This window comes from Oleiphilus sp. HI0086, assembly GCF_001635225.1.
The window spans coordinates 1-22157 of sequence record NZ_LWFZ01000178.1 but is presented as its reverse complement, the minus strand read 5'-3'; the positions used below and the strand labels follow the sequence as shown (position 1 = coordinate 22157).

Here is a 22157-nt window from a genome sequence, read left to right as displayed (position 1 = left end):
GCCTTAGACTTGAAAGGCTCATATGCGGGTGCGATGGGTTACGGCCAGTTTATCCCAAGTAGCTATCGTCACTACGCAGTTGATTTCGATGGCGATAAGGTTGCGGACATTCTTAATAACGCTACCGATGCGGTGGGAAGTGTTGCTAACTATTTTAAGATGCATAAATGGTCCGAGGGGCAGCCAGTCGCTTTTCAGCTAGAAAAGTCAGACTTAGGAGAGGGTTATCAAGAGCTTGTTCATAAGAAGCTCAAGCCGTCGCATATGGTAGCTGATTTTGAGGCACACGGTTTGCGTCTTCCTGCTGGTTTGGATAAGAATATGCCTGCGAAACTTCAGATACTTCAAGGGGCTACCGGTGAAGAGTATTGGTTAACCTTGAGGAATTTTTACGTGATTACTCGCTATAACCATAGTCATTTATATGCGATGGCAGTTTACCAGCTTTCCGAGGCTCTAAAGCTAGGAATGAACTAAGGTGTTGAGTAGTTTGCGTTGCATTCTCTTGTGTTGCCTGGCCCTGCTTTTGCTGGCTTGTAGTAGTTCTCGCTACAGCATGAAGCATGATGTCGGGCCTACTGGAGAGTTCGATGTATCCAAGGTGCCAGATGCAATCCCTAAATGGGAGCCAATCAGCCCAAAAGGCAATTACTCTCCTTATACTGTGCGAGGAAAGGAGTATCACCTGCTCGATTCGATTAAGGAGTATCGCGAGGAGGGGATTGGCTCTTGGTACGGCTTGAAGTTTCATGGTGAGCTGACTTCAAATGGTGAGATTTATAATATGTATGCCATGTCGGCAGCGCATAAGACCTTGCCTCTTCCTGCCTATTTGAAGGTGACAAATCTCGAAAATCAAAGGTCGGTTGTGGTTAGAGTTAATGACCGTGGGCCATTTCATGAAGGTAGAATATTAGATCTATCTTATGCCGCAGCCAAGAAGCTGGATTACCACAACAAAGGAACTGCCAGGCTTTTACTAGAATCAATCGTTGTACCAAAACCAACAGTGAGTGGTGAGGAGGCTTCGGGGGTAAAAGAAAGCAAAGACCGCTTAGCCTATTTTGTTCAAGTGGCGGCGCTATCTAATCAGGCTTCGGCTAATAACCTTCTCCAGCGTCTACAGAGAATGGGCTTGGCTCACTCTGCGTTTGTAGGGAAGGCTGAAGGGGCTAATATCTATCGTGTCAGAGTTGGACCAGTTGATGACATGAGCGCTGCAGAAAAGTTAAAGGCTCATTTATCCGACAGTGAGGTTGGTGCACCTGTTGTGATTAGTCGTCCTGTGTTGGCTCCGGGCTCTTAGGTATATGGGCTTCTTTCTCAGGCTTCATGTTTTCAGCTTGTGAAAAATCGAAGCCGCAATCTCCGTCTAGCTGTTCAGGGTCGTAGCGAATTCCACAGCCTGCTTTAACTGTTTGTGCGCTGTCAACAGAGCCGTTTTTGAGTTCCTTCATTTCGTTTATACCTCTTCTTGTTCGTTAGAAGTCTGTATTAGCTGAAGCGTTAATTTTAATACAGATTGGCTTATTGGTCTTCGCTTATGGATGAATCGATTGCTGAATTCGGTTAGACTTGCTTTCTTCAATATATGTCACTTCGTTCATATAAATCAAAATCGGGTTTTTAATGATGTTCAGATCACTAGGTAAGGTGTTACCACTTTATTCTTTGTTATTACTTCTCGGATTCCATGTTGCCGACGCATTTGCTAAGCCAGCTCTTATTCCTTCTCCGCCACAGGTTTCAGCTAGCTCTTATATTTTAATGGATGCCACGAGTGGCGAAGTAATCGTAGAGCATGAAAGCTACGTTCAGTTGCCACCCGCCAGCTTGACTAAGATGATGACCGCATACATCGTCGAAAGCGAAGTAGCTCAAGGTAATATCAATTTATATGACGAGGTTCCAGTGAGCGTTAAGGCTTGGCGCACTGGCGGGTCAAAAATGTTCATCAAGGAAGGCTCAAAAGTTTTGCTTGAAGAGCTGCTCAAAGGCGTAATTATTCAGTCAGGCAATGACGCAAGTATTGCGCTATCTGAGTATGTTGCTGGTAGCGAAGATGCATTTGCCGATATCATGAATCAGCAAGCTCAACTACTGGGCATGACAAACTCCAACTTTATGAACGCTACAGGCTTGCCTGCTGAAGGGCATTATTCATCAGCCTCTGATTTGGCAAAGCTGGCTCTTGCGATCATTAATGACTTTCCTGATCAGTACCCTTTGTATTCTGAAAAATACTTCACCTATAACAATATAAGGCAGCCAAACCGCAATCGCTTGTTGTGGCGTGATAAGTCAGTCGATGGCTTAAAGACCGGACATACTGAAGAAGCAGGTTATTGCCTTGTCGCGTCAGCTAAGCGCAATGGTATGCGCTTGATTAGTGTTGTCATGGGTACGAATAGTGAAAATGCCAGAGCTAAAGAGACACAGAAGTTGTTAAACTATGGCTTTAGATATTATCAGACGCACGAACTGTACAAGGCTGGTGAAGTACTGACAGATAGCCAGGTTTGGAAGGGTGCTTTGGATTCTTTCCAGTTGGGCTTAGCCGAAGACGTAATAGTAACGATTCCTCGGGGTCAAAAAGATGACCTTAAAGCAGAGCTTAAAGTAGATAATGTAATTGAAGCGCCTGTTGCCGTGGGACAAGAATACGGCCGCTTACTTGTGTCTCTTGACGGTAAAGTAATTGTTGATGAAGCTTTAGTAGCTTTGGAGCCCGTGCCCGAGGGTGGCTTCTTTAAACGCCTGTTGGATATGATTAAGTTGTTTTTCATTGGTTTGTTTTCTTAATGAAAATTAGTTCTTGGTTGGAGGTAGTGTGATGATAAAGAAACCTGTGATACTGAGTAACTCTTCAGCTAAAGGTCTATCAGCTTCTTCATCTGAAGATGAAGTTAAAATAGAGTTTCCTTGTGATTATCCGATTAAAGCAATTGGTTCTAATAATATTGATTTGAAAGCTTTGGTGATTGAAACCGTTAAGGTTCATGCTCCAGACCTGGATGAGAATCGGGTTACCTTGAATGAAAGCAGCAAGGGAACCTTCGTCTCGGTGCGTTTTCATATATACGCGACTGGCGAAGCTCAGTTAAAAGCGATACATGAAGCCTTGATGGCGACTGGCCATATAAAAATGGTTATCTAGTCTGGCATGTTGATCTGAGGGCGATAGCGATGACAGAGAAAGCTCAAAACTCAAATGGCCCAGCGTTTGGCCAGCATTTACAAGTAAAAATGTTACACGGTCTCCAGCCTTATGAAAAAGTCTGGCGAGCAATGCAGGAATTTACCGACCAGCGCGACGAGCAGACCGAAGATGAAATATGGGTGCTGCAGCATGAGCCTGTTTTCACGCAAGGGCAGGCCGGAAAAGAAGAGCATATTCTAGCGCCAGGAGATATTCCTGTTGTACCTGTCGACCGGGGTGGTCAGGTTACCTATCATGGCCCGGGACAACTTGTAATTTATCTTATGCTCGATATAAACCGTATGGGAATTGGTGCTCGAGACCTTGTTTCTAGAATAGAGCAGGCTTTGGTCAATATGTTGGCCTTATACGGTATTCAGGCTGCACCTAAAAAAGATGCTCCCGGTGTTTATGTGGGAGAAGATAAAATTGCTTCACTGGGCTTGCGTATCAGGCATGGGCGTTCGTTTCATGGTTTGAGTCTCAATATCGATATGAACCTTGAGCCTTTTGGGCGTATTAACCCTTGTGGCTATCAAGATCTCAAAATGGTTCAGCTGTGTGATTTCCAAGAAGATGTTGCTGTTGAGAGAGCGGCAGGTTGCTTGGTTAATGAGCTGCGAAAGTCTTTTTCCTATGACGATATTGTTATGGAATATAAAGACAGTTAATTGCTCAAAATTAAATTTAGTAGAAGGTAGTTATGACAGATTCTCCCAAGGGTAGTGCCGACGCGAAGACAGGCAGTAGTGCTAAGACGATTAAGCGAGCTGTGCAGGGTGAAAAGCTTCGTGGCGCCGAGAAGGTCGCCAGAATACCCGTTAAAGTCATTCCTACTGAAAAAATGCCACGAAAGCCAGACTGGATTCGCGTTCGGGTTCCGGCAACCCCAAAGATTGATGAGATAAAGGGTAAGCTACGTAAGCATAAACTACATAGTGTTTGTGAAGAGGCTTCTTGCCCGAATTTGGGAGAGTGCTTCGGCGGCGGCACCGCTACCTTCATGATAATGGGGGATATATGTACTCGACGATGTCCGTTTTGCGATGTTGCTCACGGTCGTCCCAAGCCACTTGCTGAAAACGAACCTCGTGAGTTAGCGATTGCAATTGCAGATATGGCTTTGCGTTATGTTGTGATTACCTCCGTAGATCGTGACGATTTGCGTGATGGTGGTGCTCAGCACTTTGCTGATTGTGTAAACGAAATCAGAGAACGTAGCAGCGATATTGAAATTGAGATATTAGTGCCAGACTTTCGTGGCCGTATGGAAGTTGCGCTCGATATCCTAAAGCAAACACCGCCAGATGTGTTCAACCATAACCTTGAAACAGTTCCTTCTCTTTATAAAAAGGTTCGTCCTGGTTCTGATTATCAATGGTCTTTGGATTTGCTCAAGTCTTATAAGGCTTTGGCTCCCAATGTACTAACCAAGTCGGGTTTGATGTTAGGAATTGGTGAAACGATTGAGGAGGTCGAGCAAGTGATGCGTGACCTTCGTGCGCATGATGTTGATATGTTAACCCTGGGGCAGTATTTGCAGCCGAGTAAAGATCACCTGGCTTTAGAGCGTTTTGTCACGCCACAAGAGTTTGATGATTTAGCGGTGCTTGCCAAAGAGCTTGGATTCAAACATGTTGCTAGTGGCCCAATGGTCCGCTCTTCTTATCATGCAGATAAACAAGCGAAGGGCGAATCTCTGCCAAAAGTGTAGCTTATGTCAAAGTCCAAGAAAGACTCTAATACTCAAAGTAATAAAACAGTTTCAGCTATCAAAACGGGTAGCTTTGAGCGTCGTTTGAGTCTGACTAAAGCAGGCTTACTGGCCGGTACGCGGATGGCTGGTCATATGACTACCTCTTTATTTTCCGGCAAAGAGGCTAGAGCTGAAAAGCGCAAAAAGGCACTTTCGGATCAAGCTCACTTTCTTGTTCGTGAGTTAGGAATGCTGAAGGGGAGTGTGGTTAAAATCGGGCAGGTCATGGCGCTTTATGGCGAACACTTTCTGCCACCTGAAGTTACCGAAGCTCTCCATACTCTTGAAGAAAATACTACTGCGCTGGAATGGCCTGTCATTCGAGGTGTTTTGTTCGAGCACCTTGGCGCAGCGAATATGGATAAGCTTGAAGTTGAAGAAGAGCCAATAGGCACAGCTTCGCTAGGACAGGTTCATCGTGCAAAAATAATCGAAACAGGTGAAGTCATTTGCTTGAAGGTTCAGTACCCGGGAGTTGCTCAGGCAATTGATGCCGATCTGGATGCTGTCGCACAAATACTTCGCTTGGCGAGGGTGGTTACTGCAGGACCAGCGTTTAACGATTGGTTGGAAGAGGTTAGAGTGATGATGCATCGGGAGGTAGATTACCACCTAGAAGCTGAAACGACAGCCCGCTTCTCTCAAATGCTTCAAGATGATCCTCGATTCATTGTTCCAAAAGTGTATTTTCAGTTCTCCTGCGAAAATGTTATGGCTACAAGCTACGAAGAGGGTGAAAATGTTTCTAGCGAGCGTGTTGCTGAGTTGTCTCAGGCGCGTCGTAATAATCTGGCTAAATCATCTTTGGCGCTGTTTCTGCAAGAGTTGTTCGTCTGGCACGAGATTCAAACTGATCCAAATTTCGGTAATTATCGAATACGAATTGGTGAAGAGAGTGGCAAAGATAGAATAGTGTTACTGGATTTTGGCGCTGTGCAAAAGTATCCACAGCAATTTATTAACCCTGTATGTCAAATGATTTCAGCTGCTTATGAAGCTGACCTGGAAGGTGTTATTCGTGGTGGGATTGCGTTAAAGTTTATGCAAGCAGACTGGCCGCGAAAAATCCTGGAAGAGTTTGCCGGGGTTTGTATTGCAGTGCTGGAGCCTTTAGCGAAAGACCAGTCTGCTGCGGGTTCTGAATCTTTTAATGAGCAGGGAGAGTATCGTTGGCGCGATAGTGATTTGCCTTCACGTATTGCCAAGCGAGCTGCTGTTTCGGCAATTAGTCGTTACTTTAAAATTCCGCCAAAAGAATTTGTGTTCCTGAATCGAAAGCTGGTAGGCGTCTATACCTTTATTTCGGTACTTAATGGTCAGTTTAAGGGGCAGGACCTATTGGCACCTTATGTTGAAGCCTTTAACGTCCGGTAGCCATTCTCCGTTTTCCTTTAAACATTTCAAGAAGCCCGCAACTTATCAAACAAATATCGCCAAGTTAGCTGAAATCCTTTAGAATGCGCGGTTTGGTTGCCACTTATTCCGAGTGCTCAATTTAGATATCAACCTTAGAGTAAAATAATCCAGTGAGTAGTCTTAAACATATTCGTAATTTCTCAATAATTGCCCATATTGACCACGGTAAGTCGACCTTGGCTGATCGTTTTATTCAGGATTGTGGCGGGCTGTCGTCCCGTGAGATGGAAGCTCAGGTACTCGATTCCATGGATATCGAGCGAGAACGTGGTATTACGATCAAGGCCCAGAGTGTCACACTCGATTATAAGGCAAAAGATGGCGAAACCTATCAGCTAAACTTCATCGATACTCCGGGGCACGTAGACTTTTCGTATGAAGTGTCACGTTCTCTCGCTGCCTGTGAGGGTGCGTTATTGGTTGTCGATGCTGGTCAGGGGGTCGAGGCTCAGTCGGTGGCAAATTGTTATACCTCCATCGAAATGGGCTTGGAGGTACTTCCTGTACTAAATAAAATGGATTTGCCACAGGCCGATCCTGAGCGAGTAACCCAAGAGATTGAGGATATTATCGGAATCGATGCGTCGGGAGCGGTTCCCTGTAGTGCTAAAAGTGGCATGGGAGTTGAAGATGTTCTTGAAGCTCTAATCGAAGTGGTTCCACCTCCAGAGGGTGATGTTGATGCTGACCTTCAGGCGCTTATTATTGATTCCTGGTTTGATAATTACTTGGGTGTTGTATCTCTCGTACGAGTTAAAGAAGGCACCTTGCGTAAAGGCGATAAAATCTTAATCAAGTCAACGGGCAAAACCCACCAAATTGATGCTGCGGGAGTGTTTACACCGAAGCGTCATGAGACCGGCATTCTTAGAGCAGGTGAAGTTGGTTTTGTTGTTGCGGGTATTAAAGACATTCATGGCGCGCCAGTTGGTGATACCATCACCCATGCTAAAACTCCTGAAGTAGAGCAGTTGCCAGGCTTTAAGAAAGTCCAGCCACAGGTCTATGCCGCTTTGTTTCCAGTTAGTTCTGATGACTATGAGTCGTTTCGCGATGCCTTGGAAAAACTCACCTTAAATGACGCTTCTTTACATTATGAACCTGAGACCTCCGATGCGCTTGGCTTCGGGTTCCGCTGTGGTTTCTTGGGTATGCTCCATATGGAGATTATCCAGGAGAGACTCGAACGAGAATATAACTTAGATTTATTGACCACTGCGCCAACAGTTATTTACGAACTAGTGATGCGTAATGGTGAGGTTATTAAAGTAGATAACCCGTCTCGTCTACCAGACCCCGGTGCAGTAGAGGAGATGAGAGAGCCAATCGTAGAGGCAAATATTCTCGTACCACAAGAGCATTTGGGGAATGTAATTAGTCTTTGTGTTGAGAAACGAGGCATTCAGAAGGATATGCAATTTCTGGGAGGGCAGGTCTCTCTCAAATATGATTTACCAATGAATGAAGTGGTACTCGACTTCTTTGACCGTATCAAATCAGTCAGTCGGGGCTTCGCGTCGCTAGATTATCACTTTGTACGGTTTGAAACGTCTAATTTGACCAAACTGGACGTTCTAATAAACGGTGACAAAGTTGACGCATTGGCGCTAATTATTCATAAAGATAATGCCCACTCAAAGGGACGTTTACTTACCGAGAAGATGAAGGAGCTAATTCCTCGTCAAATGTTTGATGTTGCTATTCAAGCCGCGATTGGTGGTCAAATTGTTGCTCGGCAAACTGTAAAAGCCTTACGTAAAAACGTAACAGCAAAATGCTACGGTGGTGACGTAAGTCGTAAGAAGAAGCTTCTACAGAAGCAGAAAGAAGGTAAAAAACGAATGAAGCAGGTTGGGAGTGTAGAGATCCCGCAAGAAGCTTTCATGGCAGTTTTGAAGATTGATAATTAATACATTGCTTTCGACGTCGTTGGCTTGAGCATCAAGTAGATAAGAGAAGAGTATGGATATAGATTTTCCCCTGATATTGGTTGTACTGACTTTCGCGACGGGTTTGATATACCTTGCCGATGCAATACTCTGGAAACCAAAAAGAGATGCGGCTAAAGATAATTCATCTAGTGCAGCTAGCGAAGAAGAAATTTCTGAAGGCCCTTGGTTAGTAGAAGTTTCTAGGTCTTTTTTTCCGGTACTGGCAATCGTTTTAGTTTTGCGTTCCTTTCTTGTTGAGCCTTTCCAAATTCCTTCTGGTTCAATGTTACCAAGCCTGGAAGTTGGCGACTTTATTCTGGTAAATAAGTATGCCTATGGTTTTCGCCTTCCCGTGGTGGGAACTAAAGTCATTGAAATGGATGATCCGCAGCGCGGTGATGTAATGGTCTTTAAATACCCTAAAGATGGAAAGACCAATTATATTAAGCGAGTTATCGGTGTCCCTGGTGACAAAATTGAATATAAAGACAAGCAGTTATGGATCAACGGTGAGCTTGTCGAAGAGAAACTGTTAGCGAATTTACCTGGGCGCAAACTGTTTGAAGAGACTTTAGGCTCGGTTAAGCATAAGCTGTATGAGCATAAAGCGCAGCTAAATAGAGGTGCTGAAGGTTACTGGGAGATTCCTGAGGGCTCGTATTTTATGGTTGGAGATAACCGGGATAACAGTAATGATAGCCGCTTTTGGGGCGTTGTTCCTGACCACCTGGTTGTCGGAAAAGCCTTTGCGATATGGATGCATTGGCCAAAGTTCTTCTCCATACCTAGTTTTTCGCGTGTTGGTGCTATCGAATAAAGTTTAAGACTTTTGTTTAGCGAGTAGGCAATATCCGTATATTGAACAATACTATTATAAATGTCCTGCTTCTTGGCAGCGCAACGATTCAAATAGATTAACGATGAGGTTATACATGCGTACTGATTCTCGGCAAAAGGGTGCTTCGATGCCAGTGGTCCTGCTTTTTTTGGGTATGGCTGCGATTATTTTAACAATTGCTTTCAAGCTTTACCCCGCGTTTTATGAGCATTGGCAAATTGCATCTGTACTCGAATCTTATGATAAAGAAGTTGATTTAGAAGGGATGTCTGCTGGTGAGCTGGAAACAAACTTCCAAACCCGCTTGTTAACTAACAATGTCCGTACCTTTGATGTTAAGGAAGGCTTCTATGCTGAAGTTACAGATGAAAGTGTTTATATCTCGGTAGAGTATGAAGTTCGCATTCCGATTTATAGCAACATAGATGCAGTGGTCTCCTTCGAAGAGTCTATAGAGAAAAAGTTTTAGTTTAGAGTTATTTATCACCGTCTTTTTTGGAAAAGGCTTGAGCAAAGTTTGGAAAAATTAGTCCCTATGAAACAAAATCGCTTGAGTGCGCTTGAACGAAAAATTGGTTATGCGTTCAAAGATCAAAGCCTGCTAGATTTAGCGTTAACGCATCGTAGCTTTAAAGGTGCGAACAATGAACGCCTGGAGTATTTAGGGGATGCCATACTTAGCTTTGTTATTGCTGAATATCTGTTTCAACACTTCTCGTCTGCAAAAGAAGGTCAGCTAAGCCGTTTGCGCTCTTTGTTGGTAAAAGGGGTAACGCTGGCAGAGATTGGTAAAGAATTTAAGCTAGGCGACTATTTGAACTTAGGGGGCGGTGAGCTGAAGAGTGGTGGCTTTAGGCGGGAGTCGATTATTGCTGATGCTCTGGAAGCCGTCATTGGTGCTATCTATTTAGACAGCGATCATTCAACTTGCCGAGAAGTTGTTTTATCGTGGTATGAGCCGCGTTTCGCTAACTTGTCTTTAGATAATACCGAAAAAGACCCTAAAACCCGCCTACAAGAATATCTGCAATCTATAAAGAAAGACCTCCCGAAATATGAAGTTATTAAGGTCACAGGTGAAGCTCATGATCAGACTTTCTTTGTCGAGTGTGAGGTTGCATCAATGAGTATCAGAACAAATAGTGAAGGCCCTAGTCGACGAATAGCTGAGCAAAAATCAGCAAAGCAAGCGCTGGCTATTCTGGAAGAAAAGTCATAACCCTGGAGTATTATCATGACTGAATTCGACTTGGAAAGTTTTAATAACCCGAATACCCGTTGTGGCTATGTCGCCATTGTTGGGCGCCCTAATGTCGGCAAATCAACGTTGCTAAATCGTATATTGGGTCAAAAGATTAGTATTACCTCAAAGAAGCCTCAGACCACGCGTCACCAGATTTTAGGGATCAAAACCGAAGGCGAAGCGCAAGTCGTTTATGTTGATACACCTGGTTTGCACCTGAAAGAACATAAAGCGATTAATCGATATATGAATAAAGCGGCGTCAGATTCGCTTAAGCATGTTGATGTTATTGTCTTTTTGGTTGATCGAACCAAGTGGACAGAGGAAGATAGCTTCGTGCTTGAAAAAATCCAAGCTGCAAAAGCGCCTGTAATTCTCGTGTTAAATAAAGTTGATCAGGCAAAAGAAAAAGGTGCTTTGTTACCGCACATTCAAGTTTTGGCTGAGAAGCATTCGTTCAACGAAATTATTCCAGTTTCTGCCAAGCATGGACATAATGTTGATTCTCTTGAAAAACTAATTGATAGCTTCCTTCCAAACAGTATTCATTACTATCCTGAAGATCAAGTGACTGACAGAAGTCAGCGCTTTCTGGCTGCTGAGCTTGTGCGTGAGAAGATCATGCGACAGCTGGGGGAAGAGCTACCTTATGCGGTGACTGTAGAGATTGAAGAGTTTAAACAGGTTAAGCACGTGCTGCATATTAGCGCGCTAATACTTGTAGAGCGCAGTGGTCAAAAGAAAATCGTTATTGGTGACAAGGGTGAACAAATAAAAATCATTGGCCGTGATGCTCGTAAAGAAATGGAGCGCTTGTTTGATACCAAGGTGATGTTAAACCTATGGGTTAAGGTCAAAAGTGGTTGGTCTGATGATGAAAGGGCTTTAAAGAGTTTGGGTTATCGAGACGAGTAAGGCTCCTTTAAATAGGGGGCGGTCAGTGCATGAGTATGATTGAGGAGCAGCAAGCGGTTTATGTTTTGAACCGGCGCCCTTATCAGGAGTCCAGTCTTTTAGTTGATGTGTTTTCACTTAATTTCGGACGGCTTACTTTGATCGCAAAAGGGGCCTTGCGAAAAGGAAGTGCTTGGTCAGCCTTGCTTCAACCCTTTCAGGCTCTTTTGCTCTCTTGGAGTGGCCGCTCTTCAATCAAAACACTTCGATCCGTCGATGTTCCAAGCCAGCCCTATAAGCTTCGCGCAAACTATCTTTTTAGTGCTTACTACCTTAATGAATTGGTTCTGAAGCTAGTACCGGACAATGAGCCAAGCCCGGGAGTGTTCTCAAACTATGTAGATTGTTTGGATCAGCTAGCTGAAGGGCAAGACTTGCAGCGCTGTTTGCGAAAATTTGAATACCTTTTACTGAGTGAGCTAGGATTACTGCCTGATTTTGAACATGATATTTATGGTCACAAGATTCAGAAGGATCNGGGATATAAGTTTCTTTCACAGCAAGGTTTTGAAGGAGTTGGTAAGGCCAGCTCTAACTTAGGAAGTGTGTTTATTATAAGTGGAAAAGCAATATCGCTTATCAGTACTTTAGATATTGTTAATGGCTCTACCTGGCAAAAGGAAGAGTACTTAAAGGCCAAGCAGTTGATGCGCTATCTGGTTGATGATGCTTTGGGTGGTCAGGTGATAAAAAGTCGAGAGTTATTTCGTCCGATAAAGTTTAAGGGGTAAATTTGATGGAAAATCCTAATGGCAGAGTTTTATTAGGCGTGAACGTTGATCACGTGGCAACCTTGAGAGAGGCTCGTGGCACACGTTACCCTGACCCTGTTCAAGCTGCTTTACTGGCTGAAGAGGCTGGAGCAGATGGTATTACAATTCATCCGCGTGAAGATCGACGCCATATTCAAGAGCGAGATGTACTGGTGATGAAGGAAACCTTGCAAACTCGAATGAATCTTGAAATGGCAGTAACCGAAAATATGCTAGGGCTTGCCGAGAAGGTTAAGCCTGAACATTGTTGTTTGGTGCCTGAGAAAAGAGAGGAACTGACTACTGAGGGTGGCTTGGATGTCATTGCGCAGGAAGATCGTATTAAGGATGCCTGCGCTCGCTTGAGTGAGATTGGTTCAGAAGTTTCTCTGTTTATCGATCCTGAGCCTGCGCAAATTGAAGCGGCTGTTCGTTGCGGTGCTCAAGCCATTGAGATTCACACAGGGCATTATGCCGAGTGTAAGGATCCGCTTGAATTGCAAGCAGAGTTAGGAAGGATTCGTAGTGGTTTGAACTTGGCCTTGTCTCATGGCCTGATTGTTAATGCAGGGCACGGTTTGCACTATCATAATACGCATGCGATAGCGGCCATACCCGGTATTAACGAACTCAATATAGGGCATAGTATCATTGCTAGGGCTTTGTTTGTTGGCATAAAGGATGCGGTTCGTGAAATGAATGCCTTAATACAATCTACGAGCTAATAGTGAATTATGACTGTTAAAGGTATTGGCAATGACCTGGTTGAAATCCAGAGAATTGCCAGATCCCTCGAGCGTTATGGAGAGCGCTTTGCAAAGCGGATATTATCCCCCAACGAGTTTGACTCCTTTCTTGAATCGAATCGTCCAGACAACTTCTTAGCTAAGCGTTTTGCTGTCAAAGAAGCTGTATCAAAGGCTTTGGGTACTGGGGTCTCTCAGGGTATTACCTGGCATGATATAGAGCTCGCGCATTCGGTGAGCGGGCAACCTGTTGCTGTCTTGCACCAAAAAGCAAAATTAAAAATGGAAGAAATGGGTGCAGAGACTATACACATTAGTTTATCTGATGAATCCGGCTTAGTCTCTGCGTTTGCAGTGCTCTCCTGAGTCTTATAGTGCTAACTGAAGACCAAGGTATACGCCGCTTTCAAGGGTTTCATTCTTGCCATCTAATTCGCTGCCAACATTCATATAGCGGAAGCCGAATGCGATATCGGCATTTTCAATAATTCGGTAATTGACTTGGGTTCTAAAACGACTGAACTCGTCAGAGTCTCCAAAAGATAGTACCTTGGGCGCATAATGTAGATCTGTTTCAAATGATAAGCCAGGTGCGCTTGGTAGGTTTAGCCTTAGTGAACCGCCAATTCCAACAGCAGTACCTTTGAAATCCTCGATTTTAAAAAAGTTACTTTCAAATCCAATAGCAACTGTTGCTGGCATATTACCGATAACGGTTTGTCCTTTTGCATGTAGGTCAACGTTTAGAATATTGGTTGTGTAATCGTCATCTTTATAGAAGTACCCCATGCCAAACCTTGCCTTAGACCGGCTATTATCTTTAGTATAGTTTCCGTGAACCGCGTCATTGCTGAGTCTGAGATCAATCTCATCAGCATGGGCTGTGGGTGTAGATAGTACAAGTGTATATCCGATCAACCCGATAAATGATAATAAGCCAGGGTTTAACTTTCCTTTTTTAAAGCATTGCATTGGTTTTCAAGTTCCTTGTTAGTCAATTCTTTACTTGGTAATTAAGTTCTTAACACCGAAAGTTTCTAAGGTGAGTTTTAAAGTCTAATTCTTAGGCTTGTCTTAAGGATCACATCTGGTACGGATCGTGGCCTAATGTCTTCAGCAATCATCAGATTTATTGATATATCCTGACTGAAACGGTGTGCGCTTTCAAAGGATATTTGCAGCGGTACCCAGCCAAGTTCACGTAGCTCTGTTTTGAACAAGGGGGAGTGAGTATCAATCTGACTTTTTAACTGCCAATTAGGACTAATTAGCCACGCGAACCCTGCGCGAAAAGAAAGGTTTACAGGATGCTGCTCAAGAATCTTAAGTTGCTCTGACTTTCCTATATAGCCAAGACCAGTACCGTACCATAAAGAAAGCTTTGTTTGTTCAAAAAAATTGCGCCTTTTGAACCACTCAGGGTTCTGCTGGGTGATGCTAAAATTTATGTCGAAGGCTTCACTGCCTGTTTGATTCGTGTAGTTGCCAGTGGGAATTTTAAGTGTAGCGTTGTATTGAGTATCGGAGATTTCTTTCATTTTCCATGCGAATGAAACCTCGGTGTCACCCCATGAAGACGCTTCCCGCTGAAAAGATAATACCTGCTGATTTTCAGAATAGAGTGTCCAGTTGAACCTATCGTGTTGCTTATCGGAGCGGCCATTTTGTGGAAGTGCTAATGCATCATGGAAGTGGAAAATAAATCGATCACCTAAACCGCCGCCATGTTTTATCCAGGACGCGTCTACCAGAATGCGAAGCTGTTGAGAATATTGGTATGAAACTGTGTTTCTAAATCTCCAGGTTTCTCCGTCTATGCGAAAATAGTCGCCATTTTTATCTGTAGTGCTGATGTAATTGGTGAGCGAAGCGTCTGATTGTAAATGAATCGATCCGATTTGCTCATTTGGGTAAAAGCTAGCTCTTGGGAGAGAGAAAAGCATAGCAATAGGGCTGTTGTTTCGAGCGTCTATTGTCTCGCTATTATAGGTTTGTGCAGCTTGTAATTGAGAGCTAAAAAGCACGATGTAGCAAAGGGTAGTAAGTATAGAGCGCATTAGCTTATGAAAATTAGTTAAATTAGAGTTCTAGGCTACCACGGTAAGCAATTTGCCACGAATTACCTTTGATTAAGAATTCTCGTTTTACATTTGCCATTGAACAGTACTACACGCCACGTAAGAATTTTGCTAGTGTTGCACAAGTTTTCACATCCCCTTCAGGAGATTTCATTTGCGCTTAACTAATACGCTAAAACAGCTAAAGAAAGCCCCCTTGCTTAAGCGTATTTGCTTATATAGCTTTTTGTTTAGCATATTGTTATCGCTTGGTATTGTTTTTACGAAAGGGGTTTACTCTTACCAAATGCAAGTTGATTCAATCAATGAGTGTTTAGATCATTTACTGTCTTCTAATCTTGACCCGATAAGTGAAGCTGTTTGGCGCGCAAACGATCAAAAGGTCGAAGCGATACTAATTGCGATGCTGGATGATTGTCATTTGCATATTTCTGGGAAAGAAACCAGAAAGTATACGCTCAGCTATGATGACGGTCGTACTATAACGGTTGGAAGTATTGGGGCCTCTGCCCGCATCGAGCAATCTGTCTATCCAATTAGTTATTGGAAGGGAGGGGAGGCTCAAGCCTACTGGTTAGGAGAGCTGGCTGTCGTCCAGAGTTTAGATGGGGTCATTGAAGAGGTTTCTAGGGAAGGACTGACTAGCTTTTTATTGTATGTGCTGGTTGTCGCTTGTTGCTCGCTAACGAGTGTTTTGCTTGGATATCAGATTGTTGTTAGGCGCTTGCGTCAGTTTATGATTGACCTGAAAAACCAGAATGTAGATGAGTCTATGAAGAGGCTTTCTTCATTAGAGGATACTGAGGTCTCTGAACTGTGGTTATCGATTCTAGAGTATAAGCAGGAGATGGAAGAGCGTCTGTATAAGTCTGAGGCTCGTTTAACGTTGTCGCAGAAGGAGTTAGAAGCAGCACGCAAGAACAGCGAGACGAAAAGCTTGTTTCTAGCAAAAATGAGCCATGAGTTGCGAACGCCAATGAACGGGTTGCTAGGTTTCACTTCGTTATTGCTGGAATCGAAGTTGGAAGATGAACAGCGTGAGTATGCTCAAACTATTCAGGTGTCTTTAGAGTCATTGTTGTACGTTGTAAATGATGTCTTGGACCTTTCCAGAATCGAGTCGGGCGATCTTATGATTACGACGATACCGTTCAATTTAAGAGGGGTGTTATCCGGTGTTACTATTCTTTTGAAAAACAGGGCTGAGTCAAAGGGCCTTGTGTTCGAGAGCCGAATTAGCCCCGATATTCCACAGACTTTACGAGGAGACCCTGTACGAATACGACAAGTATTGATGAACCTAGTTGCTAACGCGATCCAGCACACTGAGAAGGGTCACGTTTTTATTAATGTTGATCTTTTGTCTCAAAAGAATTCTCGAGCGGCCATTCGTTTGTCAATTGAAGATAGTGGTAGTAAGCCTATACAGAGGCTTAATAAGCGGGTTGATGTTGCTGATATAGGTTTTTCTTCGGAACTGAGGGAAAAGCGTAGCTTGGGCCTGGATATTTGCTACCAGTTAGTTGATCTCATGGGTAGTACATTGCTGAACGAATCAAAAGAAGATGATGGGTCTACTTATTGGTTCGAGTTGAACTTGCCGGTAGTTCGTGGCGATAACTCCAGAGAGTTGTTGGATTTGTCCTTGCTGAAAACGCTCAAAGTACTGGTGATCGATTCGTATGAGCTTAGTCGTAAAATTACACTTGAACTCTTAAGCGAGTGGGGGATTCAGTTCGAGGCGGTGGGGACTGCTGCAGAAGCGATAAAAGCCTTGCATTCTTATGCTGGAAGTGAAGAGCAGTTCAACATGATCTTGTGTGATGACATCTTACAGGATTTGTCGGGTGTAGAAGCTTGTCAGATGATTCGCCAGTCTATCGTTGATCCTGTGCAGATCGTTGTTTTATGTTCAAATCCACAGTTGGGTGATGCGGAAGGCTTCTTTTTGGCAGGAGCTAGTGGCTTTTTGAGTAAGCAGTTCCGTGACCCGTTTTTGAGGGGAGTTATGTGTCAGGCCTATGCTGAGCGATTCCGTCAGGGAAGTGAGCGTCGCTTGGTGACGCGATATACCGTGAGTGATGCTGAAGAAAGTTCGGACCCCGAAGTTATAGATCTACAGGACCAAACCAAGTCCAATATATTAATTGTCGAAGATAACATTGTTAACCAGCAGCTTGTTATGCGTATGCTGGAGCGTAATGGCTGCCAGGTAGACCTGGCGGTAAATGGGTTTGAGGCAATTGAGCTATTTAAGAAGAATAAATATGCTTTAATTTTTATGGATTGTTTAATGCCTGAAATGGATGGCTATGAAACCACGCAAATAATACGTGAGATCGAACGATCCAAGCCTGAACGTGGTCGTACGCCAATTGTGGCTTTAACAGCAAATGCTTTTGAAGAAGAAGCTGAGGGATGCTTCCAGGTCGGTATGGATGAGTTTATGACGAAGCCATTCAAAATAGCGCAATTGGAAATGGTGTTAGAAAGGCATGTCAACTAAACTGTACTTTGCCTACAATAAATTCTTAGTGAATAATAAGTGAGATTAACAAGAGTTATGAGAGCCTATATACGCCACCCGGCAGACGTACCAATAGAGTTTACGGCAGTTGATGAACTCTCACCTGAAAATGGTGCGGAATCGCTTGGTGCTGAAGGTGGCCATGTTGCTCTTGAAAAGTCAGTAGCCCAAGACGTTAGCTTGGGTGGTTTGAGTTTTAGTTCGAAACAGCGTTTAAAAGTCGGGTCAGTAGTAAATATTAAGATTCCGATTGTCGATCCTCCATTTGAAGCTCAGGCTAAGGTTATTTGGTGTTTGTCACGCCCGGATCGTTTTGAAGCGGGCATAGAGTTTACGAGTAGAGAGGATGCCTTTACTGCGCGTATGGTAGAGCAAGTTTGCCATATCGAACATTATCGAATGTGGGTTCAAGAGGTTGAAGGCCGCACGATAGATGGTGAACATGCTGCTGAAGAGTGGATAGGCAAGTTTGCACACGATTTTCCAGATATTACCTAAGATTTTAGTTATTTAAGGTCCCTTCTTTTTTCTTTCCTTTTCTATAGCTTTTCGTTAACCAGCTAACTTTAGGGTGCTTCCTTCGGCTTAACCGAGTTTTTTGTCGGGCGCTTTTTGCTTCCGGTAGCGACTATGTAAAAAAGTTGTAAATAGCGCGAGGAATCCAGTGTTTGGGTGGGGATGTTTGTGATAGAGTATCGCGCTCTTTTGGTTTAAAAAAACTGATTTTTCAGGAAAGTACAATAACAGGTGAGTTTTGTTATGAAAACGGCAGAGATCCGTCACGCATTTTTGAGCTTTTTTAATCGTAATAAACACGAGATTGTCGATAGTAGTTCTTTGGTTCCGGCAGATGATCCGACCTTGTTGTTTACAAATGCGGGAATGAATCAGTTTAAAGATACGTTTTTGGGAAAAGAGTCACGAGCTTATAATCGAGCGACCACCTCGCAAAAATGCGTCCGTGCTGGCGGTAAACATAACGATCTTGAAAACGTAGGTTATACAGCTCGCCATCACACCTTTTTTGAAATGCTAGGTAACTTCAGTTTTGGCGACTATTTTAAACAGGATGCAATTCGGTTTGCATGGCAATTTTTAACTGAAGAGTTAAATATACCGCAAGAAAAACTGTGGGTGACTGTCTATAAAGATGATAAAGAAGCTGAAGATATCTGGTTTAATGAAATCGGTATCGACCAGTCACGTTTTTCAAGGCTAGGAGAGAAAGATAACTTTTGGTCTATGGGAGATACCGGGCCTTGTGGGCCGTGTACCGAAATTTTTTATGATCATGGTGAGGATATTGCTGGTGATCCTCCTGGTGGTCCAAATGACGACGGTGATCGTTATATTGAAATTTGGAACCTCGTTTTCATGCAGTTTAATCGTACTGCTGACGGAGTGATGCATGACCTACCAAAGCCTTCTGTAGATACCGGTATGGGTTTGGAGCGTATTGCTGCCGTGATGCAGGATGTGCATACAAACTACGAAATTGATCTTTTTCAGACCATTCTAAATGGCGCATCCAAAATATTGGGTGGCGTTTCTATTGAAGAAAAATCTCTGCGGGTTATTGCTGATCATATTCGTGCCAGTGCCTTCTTGATTTCTGATGGTGTAATGCCTTCGAATGAGGGGCGTGGTTATACACTTCGCAGAATTATTCGCCGCGCTATTCGGCATGGAAATAAACTTGGTGCTTCTGAGCCGTTTTTCTATCGCCTTGTCGAGGTTTTGATTGACGCGATGGGTGAAGCTTACCCTGAGCTCAAGGTTTCCCGGAAGCAAGTAGAGCAAATCTTGCTTCAGGAAGAAGAGCAGTTCTCCAAAACGCTTGATAAGGGAATGAAGGTTCTGGAGTCAGATATTGCGTCTCTGGATAGTACCGTTATTTCTGGTGCGACGGTCTTTACTTTATATGATACTTACGGCTTCCCGGTTGATTTGACTAATGATATCGCTCGTGAGCGAGGGTTAACGCTAGATCACGAGGGTTATGAAGCTGCAATGGAAACGCAGCGAGAAAGAGCGCGCGCGTCGAGCAAATTTGGTGTTGATTACAACGACTCTTTGGATATTTCGGGGAGTACCGAGTTTGTTGGCTATGAAAGTTTTGATCATGAGTCAGAGGTACTGTCGGTTACGGTTGATGGTGAGAATGCCAAGGCTGGAGCTGGCGAGCAGTGTATCGTGGTATTGGCGTCGACACCTTTCTATGCAGAGTCGGGTGGTCAGGCTGGCGATACTGGTGTCCTCGAGTGGGATGGTGGTAAAGCACTGGTAAAAGATACCCAGAAACAAGAAAATCATTTTTTACATATTTGCCAGATTGAAAGTGGTGAGTTGTCATCAGGTGTTTCTGTTAAGGCATCCATTGATAGTGTTCAGCGTGATGCGACCGCTCTAAATCACTCGGCAACTCACTTGTTGCATGCAGCGCTTAGGCAGATTCTAGGAGAGCACGTCGTTCAGAAAGGTTCTTTGTGTAATGGTGAGCGTCTGCGTTTTGATTTTGCGCATTATGAAGCTGTTACGCCTGAGCAGTTGTTAGAAATAGAGTCTATGGTCAACGCGAGAATTCGAGAGAACTCTTTAGTAACAACGACTTTAACAGATATAAAAACGGCCAAACAAATGGGCGCTATGGCGCTGTTTGGAGAGAAGTATGGTGAGAATGTTCGAGTTCTCTCGATGGGGGATGATAACTTTTCTGTGGAGTTATGCGGTGGAACACATGCCCAGCGTACGGGTGATATTGGCTCGCTAGTGATAGTGTCTGAAGGTGGAATTTCGTCAGGTGTTCGCCGTATAGAGGCTTTATCTGGTGCAGAGGCTGAAGCTTGGAATCGAGAGTCGCAAGCGCAGTTGAAAAATGTCGCAAGTGTTTTCAAGGCGGGTAGAGAAGATGTTCTTGAAAAAGCAAATCAGTGGGTAGAAAAGTGTCGTGCGCTTGAGAAAGAGTTAGAGGTATTTAAGCAGAAAGCTGCAGCTGACGCAGGTTCTCAATTGGCTGACAAGGCAGTGGACGTTGCTGGGGTTAAAGTAGTTGCGGCTCAGTTATCGGGTGTAGATCGTAAAGGTCTGGAAGACGCTGTAGACAAGCTTAAGAACCAGTTTGAGAATGCGGTGGTTTTATTGGCTTCTGTAGACGGAGATAAAATTGCCTTGGTTGCTGGTGTGACGAAATCAATTTCCAAGCAGTACAAAGCTGGAGATTTGATGAAAGTCGTTGCGGCAGGTGTTGGTGGTAAAGGTGGTGGCCGGCCTGATTTTGCGAAGGGCGGTGGTACAGATGTTACTGCTCTAGAAGAAACCTTGGCGTCGGTAGCTGGATGGGTTGAGTCCCAGCAGTAGTTGCTTATTTAGTGTTAGGTTCTAAGTCTACAATTAAGAGGTTTTAAATAGGTCAATGGCCCTGATTGTTCAAAAATATGGCGGTACTTCAGTCGGTACGACTGAGCGTATCCAAGCTGTGGCAGAGAAAGTAAAAAAGTTTCGAGATTCAGGTGATGATGTTGTAGTGGTTGTCTCTGCAATGAGTGGAGAGACTAACAGGTTAATATCATTGGCCGATGCAATATCTAAGGATCCTGTACCTCGTGAAATGGATGTGCTGGTGTCGACCGGTGAGCAGGTGACGATTGCTTTGTTGAGTATGGCTTTGCAGCAGATTGATTGTGATGCAATGTCTATGACAGGTGGTCAGGTTCGTATTTTGACTGATCAGTCTCATATGAAGGCAAGAATACAGGATATTGATGAGTCGCGAATGCGCGAGGCCTTGTCTGCGGGTAAAGTTGTGGTTGTTGCTGGTTTTCAGGGAGTTGATGAGGATCATAATATTACGACGCTTGGTCGTGGCGGGTCAGATACCACTGCTGTTGCTCTAGCGGCTGCGCTCAAAGCGGATGAATGTCAGATTTATACAGATGTCGACGGAGTGTATACAACGGACCCAAGGGTTGTTGATAGTGCGCGCCGTATGGAAAAAGTGACATTTGAAGAAATGATAGAAATGGCGAGTTTGGGCTCTAAGGTTTTGCAGATTAGGGCGGTTGAATTTGCCGGGAAATATAGTGTGCCTTTAAGAGTGCTATCTTCGTTTGAGGATGGGCCAGGTACCTTGATTACGATTGATAGTGAGGAAAATATGGAGCAGGCTGCCGTTTCGGGGATTGCCTTTAATCGTGATGAGGCAAAATTGACCTTGGTAGGTGTGCCGGATATTCCAGGCGTTGCCTCGAAGATATTGCGCCCTATTAGTGACAAGAATATTGAAGTTGACATGATTGTACAGAATGTTGGCTTGGATAAAAAAACTGACTTTACCTTTACGGTTCATAGAAATGACTATAAAAAGGCGAAAGCGGTATTAGAAGAAGTATGTGAGAAGCTTGGTGCTGAGAGGACTGCAGGTGATAACGATATTGCAAAAGTATCTATCGTCGGTGTAGGGATGCGGTCTCATGCAGGGGTAGCTACCAAGATGTTTGAAGCTTTGTCTGATGAAGGTATAAATATTCAGATGATTTCGACTTCGGAGATTAAGATTTCTGTTGTGATCGATGAGAAGTATCTAGAGTTGGCCGTAAGGACGCTTCATGGTGCTTTTGATCTGGCGCAGGAACATTAATTCAAGGCGAACAGTATTTTCACAATTTATAACTAAATAGAAAATGTGCAAGATTAATCCACTTAAAACTATCTTTTTGAG

22 protein-coding genes are annotated in these 22157 nt (G+C 43.8%); 19 read left to right on the top strand and 3 right to left on the bottom strand.

Features of this window, described 5'->3' with window-relative positions; all coding sequences use genetic code 11:
- Together A3756_RS02590 and A3756_RS02585 are read left to right on the top strand one after the other, a co-directional pair.
- The coding region (locus A3756_RS02590; RefSeq protein WP_197481117.1) for a lytic transglycosylase domain-containing protein at nucleotides 1–477 on the top strand (477 nt) is incomplete at its 5' end.
- Between the two features lie 13 nt (nucleotides 478–490).
- A complete protein-coding gene (locus tag A3756_RS02585) occupies nucleotides 491–1306 on the top strand; it encodes a septal ring lytic transglycosylase RlpA family protein (RefSeq protein ID WP_231875460.1) in 816 nt (271 codons plus the stop codon).
- Here A3756_RS02585 and A3756_RS02580 read toward each other — a convergent pair.
- Entirely contained in the window at nucleotides 1275–1457 is a 183-nt protein-coding gene (locus tag A3756_RS02580) for a hypothetical protein (protein ID WP_068507906.1), read from the bottom strand. The genes A3756_RS02585 and A3756_RS02580 overlap by 32 nt on opposite strands.
- A gap of 172 nt (nucleotides 1458–1629) precedes the next feature.
- Here A3756_RS02580 and A3756_RS02575 point away from each other — a divergent pair, with 172 nt between their 5' ends.
- The 13 genes from A3756_RS02575 to acpS all read left to right on the top strand — a co-directional run bounded on the left by A3756_RS02575 (nucleotide 1630) and on the right by acpS (nucleotide 13201).
- On the top strand, nucleotides 1630–2802 hold the full coding sequence (locus A3756_RS02575; RefSeq protein ID WP_068507904.1) for a D-alanyl-D-alanine carboxypeptidase family protein: 1173 nt from the start codon (nucleotides 1630–1632) through the stop codon (nucleotides 2800–2802).
- A gap of 31 nt (nucleotides 2803–2833) precedes the next feature.
- Complete coding sequence (locus A3756_RS02570; protein WP_082865051.1) at nucleotides 2834–3157, top strand: YbeD family protein; 324 nt, start codon at nucleotides 2834–2836, stop codon at nucleotides 3155–3157.
- Nucleotides 3158–3186: 29 nt separating this feature from the next.
- The gene (gene lipB, locus A3756_RS02565; protein WP_068507902.1) at nucleotides 3187–3870 is read left to right on the top strand and encodes a lipoyl(octanoyl) transferase LipB; all 684 of its coding nucleotides are present in this window, start codon (nucleotides 3187–3189) and stop codon (nucleotides 3868–3870) included.
- A gap of 32 nt (nucleotides 3871–3902) precedes the next feature.
- A complete protein-coding gene (gene lipA, locus A3756_RS02560; protein WP_068507899.1) occupies nucleotides 3903–4913 on the top strand; it encodes a lipoyl synthase in 1011 nt (336 codons plus the stop codon).
- 3 nt (nucleotides 4914–4916) lie between these two features.
- Nucleotides 4917–6329: an AarF/ABC1/UbiB kinase family protein gene (locus A3756_RS02555; protein WP_068506914.1), complete on the top strand. Its 1413-nt coding sequence runs from the start codon at nucleotides 4917–4919 to the stop codon at nucleotides 6327–6329.
- Between the two features lie 152 nt (nucleotides 6330–6481).
- On the top strand, nucleotides 6482–8281 hold the full coding sequence (gene lepA, locus A3756_RS02550; RefSeq protein ID WP_068507897.1) for a translation elongation factor 4: 1800 nt from the start codon (nucleotides 6482–6484) through the stop codon (nucleotides 8279–8281).
- A 52-nt stretch (nucleotides 8282–8333) separates the two neighbouring features.
- A complete protein-coding gene (lepB, locus tag A3756_RS02545; RefSeq protein WP_068507894.1) occupies nucleotides 8334–9119 on the top strand; it encodes a signal peptidase I in 786 nt (261 codons plus the stop codon).
- 115 nt (nucleotides 9120–9234) lie between these two features.
- A complete protein-coding gene (locus A3756_RS02540; protein WP_068507892.1) occupies nucleotides 9235–9609 on the top strand; it encodes a DUF4845 domain-containing protein in 375 nt (124 codons plus the stop codon).
- A gap of 66 nt (nucleotides 9610–9675) precedes the next feature.
- Nucleotides 9676–10359: a ribonuclease III gene (gene rnc / locus A3756_RS02535; RefSeq protein WP_068552847.1), complete on the top strand. Its 684-nt coding sequence runs from the start codon at nucleotides 9676–9678 to the stop codon at nucleotides 10357–10359.
- Between the two features lie 15 nt (nucleotides 10360–10374).
- Nucleotides 10375–11298 carry a GTPase Era gene (gene era, locus A3756_RS02530; protein WP_068507888.1) on the top strand — a complete coding sequence of 308 codons (924 nt, stop codon included), beginning with the start codon at nucleotides 10375–10377 and terminating at the stop codon, nucleotides 11296–11298.
- A 29-nt stretch (nucleotides 11299–11327) separates the two neighbouring features.
- Nucleotides 11328–12068, top strand: a complete 741-nt coding sequence (gene recO / locus A3756_RS02525; RefSeq protein ID WP_082865049.1) for a DNA repair protein RecO — start codon at nucleotides 11328–11330, stop codon at nucleotides 12066–12068.
- A gap of 5 nt (nucleotides 12069–12073) precedes the next feature.
- Nucleotides 12074–12814 carry a pyridoxine 5'-phosphate synthase gene (gene pdxJ / locus A3756_RS02520; RefSeq protein ID WP_068507886.1) on the top strand — a complete coding sequence of 247 codons (741 nt, stop codon included), beginning with the start codon at nucleotides 12074–12076 and terminating at the stop codon, nucleotides 12812–12814.
- A 9-nt stretch (nucleotides 12815–12823) separates the two neighbouring features.
- Entirely contained in the window at nucleotides 12824–13201 is a 378-nt protein-coding gene (gene acpS, locus A3756_RS02515) for a holo-ACP synthase (RefSeq protein WP_068507884.1), read from the top strand.
- Between the two features lie 3 nt (nucleotides 13202–13204).
- Here the strand turns inward: acpS and A3756_RS02510 are convergent, their stop codons facing one another.
- Nucleotides 13205–13807 carry a YfaZ family outer membrane protein gene (locus tag A3756_RS02510; RefSeq protein WP_082865048.1) on the bottom strand — a complete coding sequence of 201 codons (603 nt, stop codon included), beginning with the start codon at nucleotides 13805–13807 and terminating at the stop codon, nucleotides 13205–13207.
- Between the two features lie 77 nt (nucleotides 13808–13884).
- The gene (locus tag A3756_RS02505; RefSeq protein WP_068637670.1) at nucleotides 13885–14892 is read right to left on the bottom strand and encodes a DUF3187 family protein; all 1008 of its coding nucleotides are present in this window, start codon (nucleotides 14890–14892) and stop codon (nucleotides 13885–13887) included.
- A gap of 175 nt (nucleotides 14893–15067) precedes the next feature.
- Here A3756_RS02505 and A3756_RS02500 point away from each other — a divergent pair, with 175 nt between their 5' ends.
- The 4 genes from A3756_RS02500 (at nucleotide 15068) to A3756_RS02485 (ending at nucleotide 22076) form a co-directional block, all read left to right on the top strand.
- On the top strand, nucleotides 15068–17419 hold the full coding sequence (locus A3756_RS02500; RefSeq protein ID WP_068552845.1) for a response regulator: 2352 nt from the start codon (nucleotides 15068–15070) through the stop codon (nucleotides 17417–17419).
- Nucleotides 17420–17476: 57 nt separating this feature from the next.
- On the top strand, nucleotides 17477–17938 hold the full coding sequence (locus A3756_RS02495; protein ID WP_068507878.1) for a PilZ domain-containing protein: 462 nt from the start codon (nucleotides 17477–17479) through the stop codon (nucleotides 17936–17938).
- A 261-nt stretch (nucleotides 17939–18199) separates the two neighbouring features.
- A complete protein-coding gene (gene alaS, locus A3756_RS02490; protein WP_068507877.1) occupies nucleotides 18200–20797 on the top strand; it encodes an alanine--tRNA ligase in 2598 nt (865 codons plus the stop codon).
- Nucleotides 20798–20852: 55 nt separating this feature from the next.
- On the top strand, nucleotides 20853–22076 hold the full coding sequence (locus tag A3756_RS02485; protein WP_068507874.1) for an aspartate kinase: 1224 nt from the start codon (nucleotides 20853–20855) through the stop codon (nucleotides 22074–22076).
- Nucleotides 22077–22157: the final 81 nt, after the last annotated feature.